The 14371-nt window shown below is 57.6% G+C and carries 15 protein-coding genes and 1 riboswitch; of the genes, 5 read left to right on the top strand and 10 right to left on the bottom strand.

Annotation, left to right across the window (positions count from 1 at the left end; translation table 11 throughout):
* The gene (gene rhlE / locus F3I44_RS13960) at positions 1–1368 is read right to left on the bottom strand and encodes an ATP-dependent RNA helicase RhlE (protein WP_150012187.1); all 1368 of its coding nucleotides are present in this window, start codon (positions 1366–1368) and stop codon (positions 1–3) included.
* Positions 1369–1585: 217 nt separating this feature from the next.
* Positions 1586–1978, bottom strand: a complete 393-nt coding sequence (locus F3I44_RS13955; RefSeq protein ID WP_031594396.1) for a YbhQ family protein — start codon at positions 1976–1978, stop codon at positions 1586–1588.
* Between the two features lie 179 nt (positions 1979–2157).
* On the opposite strand from F3I44_RS13955, the gene F3I44_RS13950 reads away from it, so the two are divergent.
* The 3 genes from F3I44_RS13950 to F3I44_RS13940 are packed head-to-tail and all read left to right on the top strand — an operon-like array spanning position 2158 to position 5125.
* The gene (locus F3I44_RS13950) at positions 2158–2919 is read left to right on the top strand and encodes an endonuclease/exonuclease/phosphatase family protein (protein WP_150012189.1); all 762 of its coding nucleotides are present in this window, start codon (positions 2158–2160) and stop codon (positions 2917–2919) included.
* Positions 2916–4160, top strand: a complete 1245-nt coding sequence (gene clsB / locus F3I44_RS13945; RefSeq protein ID WP_150012191.1) for a cardiolipin synthase ClsB — start codon at positions 2916–2918, stop codon at positions 4158–4160. The genes F3I44_RS13950 and clsB overlap by 4 nt, the downstream gene beginning before the upstream one ends.
* The gene (locus tag F3I44_RS13940) at positions 4160–5125 is read left to right on the top strand and encodes a lysylphosphatidylglycerol synthase domain-containing protein (RefSeq protein ID WP_150012193.1); all 966 of its coding nucleotides are present in this window, start codon (positions 4160–4162) and stop codon (positions 5123–5125) included. Before clsB ends, F3I44_RS13940 begins: the two co-directional genes overlap by 1 nt.
* Before the next feature lie 48 nt (positions 5126–5173).
* Here F3I44_RS13940 and F3I44_RS13935 read toward each other — a convergent pair whose 3' ends face one another.
* Positions 5174–5881, bottom strand: a complete 708-nt coding sequence (locus F3I44_RS13935; RefSeq protein WP_061061965.1) for a Bax inhibitor-1/YccA family protein — start codon at positions 5879–5881, stop codon at positions 5174–5176.
* A 98-nt stretch (positions 5882–5979) separates the two neighbouring features.
* On the bottom strand, positions 5980–7074 hold the full coding sequence (locus F3I44_RS13930; protein ID WP_150012195.1) for a DUF1615 domain-containing protein: 1095 nt from the start codon (positions 7072–7074) through the stop codon (positions 5980–5982).
* Between the two features lie 106 nt (positions 7075–7180).
* On the opposite strand from F3I44_RS13930, the gene F3I44_RS13925 reads away from it, so the two are divergent.
* Positions 7181–7966: an OBAP family protein gene (locus F3I44_RS13925; protein WP_150012197.1), complete on the top strand. Its 786-nt coding sequence runs from the start codon at positions 7181–7183 to the stop codon at positions 7964–7966.
* A gap of 95 nt (positions 7967–8061) precedes the next feature.
* Here the strand turns inward: F3I44_RS13925 and moaE are convergent, their stop codons facing one another.
* The 5 genes from moaE to moaA form a co-directional block, all read right to left on the bottom strand.
* On the bottom strand, positions 8062–8514 hold the full coding sequence (moaE, locus tag F3I44_RS13920) for a molybdopterin synthase catalytic subunit MoaE (protein ID WP_150012199.1): 453 nt from the start codon (positions 8512–8514) through the stop codon (positions 8062–8064).
* Between the two features lies 1 nt (position 8515).
* Positions 8516–8761 (bottom strand): molybdopterin synthase sulfur carrier subunit, encoded by a 246-nt coding sequence (gene moaD / locus F3I44_RS13915; RefSeq protein ID WP_150012201.1) that lies wholly within the window; start codon positions 8759–8761, stop codon positions 8516–8518.
* On the bottom strand, positions 8754–9239 hold the full coding sequence (moaC, locus tag F3I44_RS13910; protein WP_150012203.1) for a cyclic pyranopterin monophosphate synthase MoaC: 486 nt from the start codon (positions 9237–9239) through the stop codon (positions 8754–8756). The genes moaD and moaC overlap by 8 nt, the downstream gene beginning before the upstream one ends.
* 2 nt (positions 9240–9241) lie before the next feature.
* The gene (moaB, locus tag F3I44_RS13905) at positions 9242–9757 is read right to left on the bottom strand and encodes a molybdenum cofactor biosynthesis protein B (protein WP_150012205.1); all 516 of its coding nucleotides are present in this window, start codon (positions 9755–9757) and stop codon (positions 9242–9244) included.
* A gap of 14 nt (positions 9758–9771) precedes the next feature.
* Entirely contained in the window at positions 9772–10758 is a 987-nt protein-coding gene (moaA, locus tag F3I44_RS13900) for a GTP 3',8-cyclase MoaA (protein ID WP_150012207.1), read from the bottom strand.
* Positions 10748–10881: riboswitch (molybdenum cofactor riboswitch) on the bottom strand. (Overlaps the previous gene by 11 nt.)
* Positions 10882–11085: 204 nt before the next feature.
* Here moaA and yvcK point away from each other — a divergent pair.
* Positions 11086–12009, top strand: coding sequence for a uridine diphosphate-N-acetylglucosamine-binding protein YvcK (gene yvcK / locus F3I44_RS13895; RefSeq protein ID WP_150012209.1), 924 nt, complete (start codon positions 11086–11088; stop codon positions 12007–12009).
* Here the strand turns inward: yvcK and uvrB are convergent.
* A complete protein-coding gene (gene uvrB, locus F3I44_RS13890) occupies positions 11993–14014 on the bottom strand; it encodes an excinuclease ABC subunit UvrB (protein WP_150012211.1) in 2022 nt (673 codons plus the stop codon). The genes yvcK and uvrB overlap by 17 nt on opposite strands.
* Between the last annotated feature and the right edge of the window lie 357 nt (positions 14015–14371).

Genomic DNA, 14371 nt, shown 5'->3' with positions numbered 1-14371 from the left:
TCAAACGTTTCCGGTGCGCTTCGGAGCCGGACGACGTGGACGGGCTGCGGGCTTATCGCCCTGAGGCGCAGCCTGGCTCTGACGACGTTTGTCGCCGGATGAACGCGATGCGCCTGCACCCTGTCCGCCCTGACCACGCCCACGACCGCCGCCACCTGCACCGCCGCCACCTGCACCGCCGCGAGACTGCTGCTGACGACCGTTGATGATCGGCTCCGCTTTGATGCTTGGATCGGGTTCATATCCCTCAATCGCCAGACGCGGGATTTCACGCTTCAGCAGACGCTCGATATCACGCAGCAGTTTGTGCTCATCGACGCAGACCAGTGACAGTGCGACACCGGTTGCAGCCGCACGGCCGGTACGGCCAATACGGTGAACGTAATCTTCGGCGACGTTAGGCAGCTCGTAGTTCACGACGTGTGGCAGCTCTTCAATATCCAGGCCACGGGCCGCGATATCGGTCGCAACCAGCACGCGAATGCCGCCTGACTTAAAGTCGGCCAGCGCACGGGTACGGGCACCCTGGCTCTTGTTGCCGTGGATCGCGGCAGCAGTGATGCCATCTTTGCCCAGTTGCTCGGCAAGGTGGTTAGCGCCGTGTTTGGTACGGGTAAAGACCAGCACCTGCTGCCAGTTACCTTCGCCGATCAGCTGCGACAGCAGTTCCCGCTTACGCTTCTTATCAACGAAATGCACCTGCTGCGCGACCTGCTCAGAAGCGGTGTTGCGGCGAGCCACTTCAATCATTTCCGGGTTGGTTAGCAGTTTTTCCGCCAGACCTTTGATCTCATCCGAGAAGGTGGCTGAGAACAGCAGGTTCTGACGTTTGGCTGGCAGACGCGCCAGCACGCGGCGGATGTCATGGATAAAGCCCATATCCAGCATACGGTCCGCTTCATCCAGCACCAGAATTTCGACCTGTGACAGGTCAACGGCATTCTGCTGCGCCAGATCGAGCAGGCGACCCGGCGTGGCGACCAGCACATCGACGCCACCACGCAGCTTGACCATCTGTGGATTGATGCTGACGCCACCAAATACCACCAGCGAACGCAGCGAGAGATATTTGCTGTAGTCGCTGACGTTTTCGCCGACCTGCGCTGCAAGTTCACGGGTCGGGGTCAGGATCAGGGCGCGTACCGGGCGACGACCGCGTACGGGCGTCGCGGTGGCAGAGAGTTTCTGTAACAACGGTAAGGTAAAGCCGGCCGTTTTGCCGGTGCCGGTCTGGGCACTCGCCAGCAGATCGCGGCCTGCCAGCACCACAGGAATCGCCTGGCGCTGGATAGGTGTAGGTTCGCTGTAGCCTTGTTCGGCAACCGCGCGCAAAATATCGGCACTCAGGCCGAGAGAGTCAAATGACATTACGTGGTTTACTCCGGTCCGCTCTGGCCGTGATTCACGGTGTAGTTTTCAGAGGGATAGTGACGGCAGCTGGGGCTGACGCGTGAAAAGGGCACAAACTACGATGCGTAAGCGGGCGAGTGTAGCAGCTTTAAATGAAGTGTGCGAGATAGCTCACATTTACTGACATAACTTAACTGTGCAGAAACAGGAAGGCCACCTCGCGGTGGCCTTCAACTTAACTACGTTTATTTTCGATGCGCCGCGGTGGCTCTTTCGCCAGCAGCGAAACCAGCGCCGGACCCAGCAACATCACAACGCCGAGACAGGCCAGCAGCAGGTTATTGTGGTAAATCCGCGACACCAGGAACAGTGTCATCATGGCGGCGCCAAAGTAGTAAGTGGTGGTCGCTTCTTCAAGATAATCGCCGAGCGTGCGTAAACGGGCGATGCGCTGTGTCACCAGCATGGCAACAAAAACCAGTGCATACATCGCCACCAGCGTGCTGCAGACATCAACCAGCGCCTTGTGTTTCCAGCCCCAGATCAGCGCAGCGATCACCAGCAGATGCATAGCGATATGCAACAACGTCTGACCCGTGATGATTTGAATACGATTAGACCATTTCATTCAATTCTCCTGGCAGACCCAACAGGTCGCCCAAGTGCTACCGGCACAAGCCGGAAACGGTTTCCTCAATGTAAAACAATTTTCGGATAACGCCCTAAATATCGCGCTCCCTCACCACCCATTTGTGACAAAGACTACACTTTGATTCTATTGATGATGAAAAGGAGTGCGTCGCGAGTATGCCACAAAATGCGCAAGGATTTTCAATAAAAGTCCTGACGATCAATACACACAAGGGGTTCGCCCCGTTTAATCGCCGCTTCATCCTGCCGGAATTGCGCGAAGCCGTTCGTGCAACCTCGGCGGATGTGGTCTTTCTCCAGGAGGTAATGGGCACCCATGCCATCCACTCTCTTAACCATGAAGAGTGGCCTGAATCGCCTCATTATGAGTTTCTGGCTGACACCATGTGGAACGATTTTGCCTACGGCCGCAATGCGGTCTATCCGGAGGGACATCACGGCAATGCGGTGCTGTCACGCTTCCCGATAACCGACTATGAGAACCGGGATATCTCGGTGGCAGGCAGTGAGAATCGCGGCATGCTGCACTGTCAGATCGCCCTGCCCGAGCCGCACGGCACGCTGCATGTCATCTGTGTTCACCTGGGTCTGAAAGCGGCGCATCGTCACGCGCAGATGAAGAAGATCTGTGAAATGGTCAACTCGCTTCCGCCCGACGCGCCGGTTGTCGTAGCAGGCGATTTCAACGACTGGCAGCGGCGCGCGAACGCCATCTTAAAACAGGGCGCAGGCCTTAAAGAGGTATTCAGCATGAAAACCGGACGCCCGGCGCGCACTTTCCCGGCGCGCTTCCCGCTATTGCGACTTGATCGCATCTATGTGCGCAATGCCACCGTCAGTCATCCGTGGGCGCTGCCGCGTAAGCCCTGGTCCCATCTTTCCGATCATGCGCCGCTGGCGGTGGAGATTCACCTATGAATTTTAACTGGCAGGAAGGCAACCGGCTGCTATTGCTGGAAAATGGTGAAGCGTTTTTCCCGCGCGTCTTTGGTGCGATCCAGCGGGCTGAACGCTCAGTTCTGATCGAAACCTTTATTCTGTTTGAGGATGACGTCGGTAACGCCCTGCATCGCGAACTGCTGGCAGCGGCCCAGCGCGGCGTGCGGGTCGAAGTGATGGTCGATGGCTACGGCTCCGCTGAACTCTCCGACAACTTTGTGAATAGCCTGACCAGCGCAGGTGTGCGTTTCATCTACTACGATCCGCGCCCGCTGGTGATGGGGATGCGCACCAACGTCTTCCGTCGTCTGCACCGTAAAACGGTGGTGGTGGATGATGTGGTCGCCTTTGTCGGCGGCATCAACTTTTCGGCTGAACATAACACCGATTACGGCCCCGAGGCGAAGCAGGATTACGCGGTACAGGTCAAAGGCCCGGTCGTGGCTGACATCGCCCGCTATCTGCAACAGGCGATTGGCAGCGAACAGCATACCCGCCGCTGGTGGGGATCGCGTTCTCATCGTCCGGCGGTGAATGCTAAACCCGGCGATGCCCAGGTCCTCTATGTCTTTCGTGATAACGACGAGCACCGCGACGACATCGAAGTGCATTATCTGGAGATGCTGCGCGAGGCGAAGCGGGATGTGATTATTGCCAACGCCTACTTTTTCCCTGGCTACCGGCTGCTGCGTGAGATGCGCAATGCTGCACAGCGTGGCGTCCGGGTACGGCTGATCGTGCAGGGCGAGCCTGATATGCCGATTGTGAAAGTGGGCGCGGAGCTGCTTTACAACTATCTGGTCGATGGCGGCGTTGAAGTCTACGAATATATCCGGCGTCCGCTGCACGGCAAAATTGCCGTTAAAGATGATTACTGGGCCACGGTCGGCTCCAGCAACCTCGATCCGCTAAGCCTCTCTCTGAATCTGGAAGCTAACCTGATCATCCACGACCGACTGTTTAACCAGACGCTGCGTGACAATCTGGAAGCGCTGCTGGCCAACGACTGCCAGCGCGTGCAGGAGGATCGCCTGCCGCCGCGCAACTGGTGGCAACTGAGCAAAAGCGTGGTGGTCTTCCATTTCCTGCGTCATTTCCCGGCCATCGCGGGCTGGCTTCCGGCACACACGCCGCAACTGGCTCAGGTCAGTGCACCGGTACAGCCTGAAATGGAAACGCAGGATCGTGTAGAAGCAGACAACCCGGGAGCAAAATCCTGATGGCAAAAAAACATCCACGCTGGCAACTGGCAAAAAAAATCCTCACCGTGCTGTTTTTCGTTGCGGTGGTGGTTCTGCTGGTGGTTTATGCCCGCAAAGTGAACTGGGAAGATGTTTACGACGTCATCGTTAACTATAACCGTTTTGTCGTCCTGACCGCCGCCGGACTGGTGGTGCTGAGTTACCTGGTATACGGCTGCTATGACCTCATTGGCCGCGCCTACTGCGGTCATAAGCTGGCGAAGCGGCAGGTCATGCTGGTGTCCTTTATCTGTTACGCCTTTAACCTGACGCTGAGTACCTGGGTAGGCGGCGTCGCCATGCGCTACCGGCTCTATTCCCGACTCGGCCTGGACAGCGCCACCATCACCCGCATCTTCTCACTGAGCATCGCCACTAACTGGCTGGGCTATATTCTGCTGGCGGGCGTGGTGTTCAGCGCTGGCATGGTTTCCATTCCCAGCGGCTGGTTTATTGGTGAGACCACGCTGCGGCTGATTGGCGTGGTTCTGCTGGTGCTGGTGGCGATTTACCTCTGGGCCTGCGCCTTCTCAAAACAGCGTCGCTGGACCATTAAAGGCCAGACGCTGCAGCTGCCTTCACTGCGCATGGCACTGCTGCAGTTTGCGGTTTCCTGCGCCAACTGGATGGTGATGGGTGCGATTATCTGGCTGCTGCTGGGACGTGACGTGGGCTATCCGATGGTGTTGGGTGTCCTGCTGATCAGCAGTATTGCCGGGGTAATCATTCATATTCCGGCGGGTATTGGCGTGCTGGAAGCGGTGTTCCTGGCACTGCTCAGCGGTCAGCACGCTTCGCATGGCACCATTATTGCGGCGCTGCTGGCCTATCGCGTGCTCTACTTTATTCTGCCGCTGCTGTTAGCGCTGGTGCTCTATCTGGTACTGGAGAGTCGGGCGAAGCATCTGCGTCAGAAGAACGAGCAGAAGTTACAGAAGTCGTAATAAAAAAGGGAGGCGCAACCTGTGCGCCTCCCCCTTTTACACTGAAAATCAGCGGCGGTTACCGAAAATCCGCAGCAGCATCAGGAACAGGTTAATGAAGTCGAGGTAGAGCGTCAGCGCGCCCATGATCGAGTAGCGACGCAGGTTTTCCGTGTCGCGGGCATCGATCTGTTCACCGATGTTTTTCAGCTTCTGCGTGTCATAAGCGGTTAATCCCACAAACACCACCACACCGATGTAGGTAATCGCCCACATCAGCGCCGGGCTTTTCAGCCAGAAGTTCACCAGCGATGCCAGCACAATGCCTATCAGCGCCATAAACAGCAGGCTGCCAAAACGGCTCAGATCGCGTTTGGTGGTATAGCCGTAAAAGCTCATCGCGCCAAACATCCCCGCCGTGACAAAGAAGGTGCTGGCAATGGAGGAGTAGGTGTAGACCAGGAAGATACTCGCCATAGTAATGCCGGTCAGCGCCGAATAGAGCATAAACAGCCCGGTGGCCACGGCTCCGCTCAGACGATGCACCATGCCTGACAGAAAAAACACAAGCGCCAGCTGCGCGATAATCAGCCCGAAGAAGGTTATGCGGTTGGCAAACACCAGCTCCATCACCGCGGGCGTGCGCGCCGCGAACCAGGAGACAAATGCGGTCAGTAACAGACCGCAGGTCATCCAGCCATAGACCTGCGCCATATAGGCTTGTAAACCGCGAGATGCGGGTTGAACGATGGAATCATTGCGTGGATATCGGTCCATGATGCACCTCTTGTTAAACGGATGAACAGCGCCCTGCCGGGAGCCATGCCAGAGTTAAGTGTGGCACAGCTCAGCTCAACTGTGCCACAACATGCCGGTTAATGCCGCGACAGACACTGCTGATAACGGCTGTCGACGCGCTGCGCAAACCACGCCGTCGTCAGATTCCGGGTAATTTTCGGGCTTTCCAGCTTAATACCTGGCAGCATTTCGCGCGGCAGCTTACGACCCGCCATTTTATCCGCCAGGGCAAAGACCTGTTTCCAGAGTTCGCTGTCGCTGAACGATTCTTTCTCTCCTTTCTCCAGGTCGCGGCGAATGGCGCTGTTGCTCATATCGATCTGCTTCGAGAGCGTGCGCACTGCCAGTTCGGTACCGCCTGCCGCGTCTGAGCCATAGAGGATCAGGTCGCCATCCAGCGCCAGCTTCATGCCGGTGGCCTTTGACACCGCCGCCTGGAACGCCGCGTTGCGGCTGGCATACCAGCCCGCATTGTAGTCGGCAAAACGGTAGAGCGGCTGGCTGTAGTCAGCCGGATAGCCAAGCAGGTGCAGGGTGCCGAAGTAGATCCCGCCGTGACGGGTAAAGACTTCGCGCCGGATCGTGCCATCTACCGGCCACGGGTAGCCTTTGGCGTGCGCTTCGGCAAACGCAATGCTGACCTGCATCGGCCCACCCGTGTGGATCGGATTGAGATTGCCAAACAGCGTCTGGCCCATCGGCACCATGTCGATCAGGTCATCGAAAATGGCGCTGAGATCTTTTTCACTGCGTACTTTATCGAGCCGGGCCGCATAGCTTTCGCCGGTCGGCGATTTAATCTGCAGCGCGGTGCGTACCAGGAAGGCAGGCACATGCACCTGGGCCGCACGGCGGTTGATCTCACCCCAGGCGATTTTAGGCAGTCCCGGCACGGCAGCTTCAGCGCTGAAGTTGCTCTCCTGATCCGCCACGGCAATCACCGCGCAGAGGTTACTGGCGCTGGGTTCGAGCTGCTGCGTGCGGAAGGTAGTGTAGATATCGTCGCTCCAGGCCGCTTTATTGCTGACGTGCGACGGCAGCAGCCGCTGGATCTGTGCTTTGACATCTTCAGGCTGCCGCGCGGGCGCCTCGGGGGTTTTCTTGCTGCTACAACCCGCCAGCACCAGTGCGGCAACCAGTGTCAGACGTTGCAGAATCGGGGTGGATGACATGCCTGTCCTCAGAATGAACCAAAACCCTACTCTATCATCGCCAGAGTTTCACAGGCAGGAGAGAACTGAACTAAGGTTACCTTTTTTAACGTTAAAGGAACTTACGATGTTTAAACTCTGGCCTGTTGCGGCGTTCAGCCTGTTATTAACCGGCTGCGGCGCTAATAATACGCCTGCCCAGGTGCAGTCACCGGGCGCGCCCACCTCCTCTTCACTGAAAGTGCTGGAGAGCGGCGCCAGCGTGATGCAGTCCCGTCCGCCTATTGACGCCATCAATACCTATCTCGATGGCTTCCATTTTTATAACGGCGATAAAAACGGTCAGATGGAGGCACACCACTATGTCACCGTGCTGAACGACGATGTGATGCAGGCGGTGATTTACGACGGCAACACGCGCGACGCGAGACTGATGGGCGTGGAGTACATCATCAGCGAACGGCTGTTTAAGACCCTGCCGCCCGAAGAGAAGAAGCTGTGGCACAGCCATCAGTATGAGGTGAAATCGGGCACGCTGATCGCGCCAGGCTTACCGAAAGTTGCCGACCATGCGCTGATGACTCGCATTGTGAATACCTATGGCAAAACCTGGCACACCTGGCACACCGATCGCGACAAAACGCTGCCGATCGGCATTCCGGCGCTGATGATGGGCTTTACCGAAGATGGTCAGATGGATTCCCGGCTGCTGGCAGATCGCGATCGTCGCTTTGGCGTGGACAGTAAGCAGATTCGGGCCGAGCGGACGGATATCGTGGCGCATCCGGCGGCCCCGGGGGCTAACGCCTGGGAGAAGGGCCAGGTTATTCAGCTTAAGCGCACCAATGGCGGTGGTGAGCACAGCCACGGTCAGACCAGCTTTGGTCCGGCGGAGCAGCTGAAGCAACCGTAGGCGTTGTGTATGCGTGTTAGCGGGCTGTGACGCGGATAGGATCAGCGGTAACGCAGCGGGCGGAGAAACCTCTGCCCGCTTGTGCCATTAATGCCTTAGTCCCAGCGCCGGGCCGCCTGGTAGTCGCTGTCGCGAGCATCCACCCAGCGATCGCCCTGCTCTGTCGCTTCGCGCTTCCAGAATGGCGCGCGGGTTTTCAGGTAATCCATGATGAACTCCGCGGCCGAAAAGGCGCTGCCGCGATGGGCGCTGGTCACGCCCACCAGCACGATCTCATCGCCGGGAAACAGCTCGCCGACGCGGTGGATCACCGTGACGCGCTGCAGCGGCCAGCGTTCGCGTGCCGCATCAACAATCTCCTGCAGCGCTTTTTCGGTCATGCCGGGATAGTGCTCCAGCGTCAGCGCCGCCACGTTATCACCCAGATTGTGGTTACGCACTTTGCCGGTAAAAGTCACTACCGCTCCATCTTCATCACAGGCCGCCAGCCAGCGATACGCTTCCGCCATATCAAAGGGTGCGGGGCCGACGCAAATCTGTGTTTCCATCTCAGCCTCCGGTCACGGGCGGGAAAAAGGCCACTTCATCACCGGCGTGCAGCGGGTGACTCATCGGCACCAGCGTCTGGTTGACGGCCGCCAGCAGTTTGCCCGACTCCAATGCCAGCGCCCAGCGATGGTCGCGTTCGGCCAGCGCAGCGCGCAGCGCCGCCACATCCGGATAGTCAGCGTTAACCTCAAGGGATGCGGTGCCGGTCAGCTCACGCACCTGGGCGAAAAACAGCACCTTAATCATGGGCGACCGCCTGAAAATCGCCGCTTTTGCCGCCGCGCTTGCTGATTAACCGCAGCTGATCGATGACGATATCCTTCTGCACGGCTTTGCACATGTCGTAAATGGTCAGCGCGGCAACCGAGGCGGCCGTCAGCGCTTCCATCTCGACGCCGGTTTTGCCGGTCAGTCGGCAGAGCGAGGTGATGCGGACCCGATTATGATCTGGTTCCGCTTCGAGGTTCACTTCCACTTTGCTCAGCATCAGCGGATGACAGAGCGGGATCAGCTCCCAGGTGCGTTTTGCTGCCTGGATCCCGGCGATGCGCGCGGTAGCGAAGACATCCCCTTTATGATGGCTGCCGTCGATAATCATCTGCAGCGTTTCCGGCTGCATCAGCACCAGCACTTCGGCGCGCGCTTCACGCACGGTTTCAGCCTTGGCGGAAACATCCACCATGTGCGCTTCGCCCGCAGCGTTTATGTGTGTGAGTTGAGACATACTTACCGTTTCTTCAGATGTGAGACAAAATTACAGGGCGCAGTACGCGCATCAAGCTGTTCGACAATAATGCGCTCCCAGGCGGTGCGACAGGCGCTGGTCGAACCCGGCACGGCCAGAATCAGCGTCCCGTTTGCCAGACCGGCAATGGCGCGCGACTGCAACGTCGAGCCGCCAATCTCCTCATAGGAGATCATCCGGAACAGTTCGCCAAATCCGTCAATCTCGCGGTCAAACAGCGGCAGCAGCGCTTCCGGCGTGCTGTTTTTCAGGTTAAAGCCGGTGCCGCCATTGATGATCACCACCTGGACATCGTCACTGGCGATCCAGCGCGATACGGTGGCGCGAATGCGATAAAGGTTATCCGGCACGATGGCGTGATCGACCACCTCATGACCCGCTTCCGTTGCCGCCTCGCGCAGATAGTCGCCGGAGGTATCGTTGCTGGCATCGCGACGGTCTGACACCGTCATCACCGCAATCTGCACGGCCTGAAATTCGCTGGCTGGTTTACCCATACTTCCTCCTGAAATTAGCCGCCAATGTAAGAGAGATTCTGTGTGATACCGGTGTTGCCCTGATGCAGGAAGTGCGTCTGCTTCTTCTGTCCCAGGCTGCTGGCGATGCGCGCCTGCAGTTCGGCCTGCTGCTCATCGGATGCCAGCAGGTCACGCAGCGGTATGCCGCCGTCACCAAACAGGCACAGGTGCAGATTACCCTGCGCCGAGACGCGCAGACGGTTGCAGCTGGCACAGAAATCTTTGGCATAAGGCATGATCAGGCCAATCTCGCCGACATAATCGGGATGGTAAAAGACCTGCGCCGGGCCGTCACTGCGCCCACTTTCACGGCGCTGCCAGCCCTGGGCAATGAGCTGATCGCGGATCACCATGCCGGACACGTGCTGATCGCGGAACAGCGTGCCGCCGTCGCCAGTCTCCATCAGTTCGATAAAGCGCAGCTGAATCGGACGGGTGCGGATCCAGTCGAGGAAGGTGGCCAGATTACGGCTGTTGAGATCGCGCATCAGCACGCTGTTGACTTTGACCTGGCGAAAACCGGCGTCCAGCGCCGCATCAATGCCGCTCATCACCTGATGGAATTTATCCTGGCCGGTGATGGCGTGAAACTGACGGGCGTCCAGGCTGTCGACGCTGACGTTGAGTGCGGTCAGACCCGCATCGCGCCACTGCTTCACATCGCGCGCCAGCCGGTATCCATTGGTGGTCACTGCGATCTGACGGATAGCGGCGTTTTCACGCACTGCCGCAATGATGTCAGTGAAATCACGGCGCAGCGACGGCTCACCGCCGGTCAGCCGCACTTTTTCGGTTCCGGCTGCGGCGAAAGCCCGCGTGACGCGGCGGATTTCATCCAGAGAGAGAAAGCTTTTGTTACGAATTCCCTGCGGTTTGTAGCCGTCAGGAAGACAGTAGGTACAGCGGAAATTACAGACATCCGTGACCGACAGGCGCAGGTAATAGAACTTACGCGCGTATGCATCAGTAAATTGTGACACCAGAACACCTTTCCAGATTGGGAGATGCAGTCATTTCTTCCTGCACCCTGGCAGCTCAATGGCTACGGCCTGAACCCCCTATCCGCAGACTTAGGCATTCAGGCTTGAGTGTACGCTGACCCGTTGATCAGCGCGGTAAACATGATGGTAGCGTGAATTACGCCACTCTTCCATTTGCTCTTTTCGCTATATATTCTTATACATATCGAATTTTCACCGCATTTTCGCGACAGGATACGTTAAAATGCGATCCAGATTTTGACGCAAGTCATCCGCGCGGGCTTAGCGTTTAGAGCCACGCTACGCGAAAGGAGAGTAAGGAGAAGTATGAATCGCACACTGGCCGATCTTGATCGCGTTGTGGCACTGGGCGGCGGACACGGTTTAGGCCGCGTGATGTCGGCCCTTTCCCCGCTGGGCTCACGTCTCACCGGCATCGTCACCACCACCGACAACGGGGGATCGACCGGCCGCATTCGTCGATCCGAAGGCGGTATCGCCTGGGGCGACATGCGTAACTGCCTTAACCAGCTGATTGCAGAACCGAGCGTCGCCTCCGCGATGTTCGAGTATCGCTTTGCCGGTAACGGCGAACTGGCCGGACACAATCTCGGTAATCTGATGCTGCGGGCGCTGGATCATCTGAGCGTTCGCCCGCTGGAAGCGATCAATATCATCCGTAACCTGCTGAAGGTCGACGCCTTTTTAATCCCGATGTCGGAGCAGCCGGTAGATCTGGTGGCGATGGATGCCGAAGGCAATATGGTTTACGGTGAAACCGCGATTGACGAGATGAAGCAGCCGCCGCAGGAGTTGATGCTGCATCCCAACGTCCAGCCGACGCGGGAAGCGCTACAGGCCATTGCAGAAGCGGATCTGATTCTGATTGGCCCAGGCAGTTTCTATACCAGCCTGATGCCTGTTCTGCTGATGGAAGAGATGGCGCAGGCACTGCGTCGCACGCCTGCCACTATGGTGTTTATCGGTAATCTGGGTCGCGAGCTGAGTCCCGCCGCGGCGAGTCTTTCGGTGGCTGACAAGCTTCAGATGATGGAACGTTATATCGGCAAGCGGGTGATTGATGCGGTCGTGGTCGGTCCGGCGGTTGCCACTGAGGGCATTGAAAACCGGCTGATTGTCCGTGAACCGCTGGAGGCCGCTGACATTAAATATCGTCACGACCGCCAGCTGTTACGGGTGGCGCTGGAACACGCCATTCAGGGCTTTGACGGCGCTACGAGGCCGCGATAAACAGTGTTCGCAGCTCATGCAGCTGATCGCGCACGCTGGCTGCCTGTTCGAACTCCAGGTTCTGCGCGTGCTGCTGCATCTGCCCTTCCAGCTCGTGGATCTTCTTCTGCAGCGCCTGCGGCGTTAGCAGCTGCAAATCGGCCAGTGCCTGAGCTTCGCCAGGTCGGGCGGGTTTCGCTTTACCACGGGTTTTCACCACGTTGTTGCCCAGTTCCAGAATATCGGTGATCTTCTTATTCAGGCCCTGCGGCACAATGCCGTTCTGCTCGTTGTGCAGCTGCTGCTTCTCACGGCGGCGCTCCGTCTCTTCAATGGCGCGCGCCATTGACGGCGTGATTTTATCGCCATAAAGGATCGCCTTGCCGTTGATGTTACGCGCCGCACGACCAATGGTCTGAATCAGCGATCGTTCGGAACGCAGGAAGCCCTCTTTATCCGCATCCAGAATCGCCACCAGCGACACTTCTGGCATATCCAGCCCCTCACGCAGTAAGTTGATGCCTACCAGTACATCAAACTCACCCAGACGTAAGTCGCGGATAATCTCCATACGTTCTACGGTGTCGATATCGGAGTGCAGATAGCGCACTTTCTCGCCATGCTCCGTGAGATACTCGGTAAGATCTTCCGCCATGCGCTTGGTCAGCACCGTCACCAGCACACGTTCGTTGATCGCCACGCGCTGACGGATTTCAGACAGCAGATCGTCGACCTGCGTCCCGACCGGACGCACTTCGATGATCGGGTCCAGCAGGCCGGTAGGACGTACCACCTGATCGACCACTTCATCGCCCGATTTTTCCAGCTCATATTTGCCCGGCGTTGCCGAGACATAGATGGTCTGCGGGGCAAGCGCCTCAAACTCTTCAAACTTCATCGGACGGTTATCCAGCGCCGACGGCAGGCGGAAACCATACTCCACCAGCGTCTCTTTGCGCGCCCTGTCACCTTTGTACATGCCGCCAATCTGCGGGATGGTCACGTGGGACTCATCCACCACCAGCAGGCCATCGGCAGGCAGATAATCAAACAGCGTCGGTGGCGCTTCGCCCGGTCCGCGTGCGGAGAGGTAGCGCGAGTAGTTCTCGATGCCGGAGCAGTAACCCAGCTCACTCATCATCTCCAGGTCAAACTGGGTACGCTGGGTGATGCGCTGCTCTTCCAGCAGCTTATTGTTCTCCAGCAGCACCCGGCGGCGGTCCGCCAGCTCGACTTTGATCTCTTCCATCGCCTGCAGAATGCGCTCACGCGGCGTAACGTAGTGCGTCTTGGGATAGATGGTGAAGCGCGGCACCACCGACTCGATCTGGCCGGTCAGCGGGTCAAACAGCGACAGACGCTCGACCTCTTCGTCAAACAGTTCGACACGCAGCGCGATATCGTCCGACTCCGCCGGGAAGATATCGATCACTTCGCCACGCACCCGGAAGGTCCCGCGCTGGAACGCCTGATCGTTGCGGGTGTACTGCAGCTCTGACAGACGGCGCAGGATGCTGCGCTGATCGATAATCATGCCGCGGGTCAGGTGCAGCATCATTTTCAGATAAAGATCGGGATCGCCCAGACCGTAGATCGCCGAAACCGACGCCACCACGATGACATCGCGCCGCTCCAGCAGTGCCTTGGTCGCAGACAGACGCATCTGTTCGATGTGTTCATTCACCGACGCATCCTTTTCAATGAAGGTGTCGGAGCTCGGCACATAGGCTTCAGGCTGATAGTAGTCGTAGTAAGAGACGAAAAACTCGACGGCGTTATCCGGGAAAAACTCTTTCATCTCGCCATAGAGCTGAGCCGCCAGCGTCTTGTTCGGTGCCAGCACCATCGTCGGGCGGTTGAGGTCGGCAATCACGTTGGCGACGGTAAAGGTTTTACCGGAGCCGGTCACGCCTAATAAAGTCTGATGGGCCAGTCCATCCTCCAGCCCCTCTTCCAGGCGACGGATCGCCTCAGGCTGGTCGCCCGAAGGTTTAAAGGCGGAATTGAGTTTAAAAACTTTGGTCATGAATGCATTTCCTGCTGGAGAAGTCGGCGGGCAGGCACTTATTTTACTCTGCTATGGTGATTTTGCCAGAAAATAATACTGGATATAAAAACAGTAATCGGGCAGGATTGATGCAATCAGGACCGTACTAAGCTTACCCGCATTGCAGGCGTGTCATTGTAAAGCCAGTTGCGCAATGTTATCCCCAGACCAGGATCGGATTTAACATTTGTCAATAGAACGTCACAAAATTACAGTTCGGTTACCTGACAGAGAATTCGCAGGCTTGTTTTTTGATAACCAGCTGATTTTATTGACTTAAGCTTATAAGGCCAGAATCTCGTCATTATGTTACCAGGCCGCGTATTTCCTCGCTTC

It is taken from the genome of Pantoea sp. F_5, assembly GCF_008631595.1.
GTDB lineage: Bacteria > Pseudomonadota > Gammaproteobacteria > Enterobacterales > Enterobacteriaceae > Pantoea > Pantoea gossypiicola.
The sequence above is the reverse complement of the archived record's forward strand: the minus strand, read 5'-3'. Positions and strand labels throughout refer to the sequence as shown.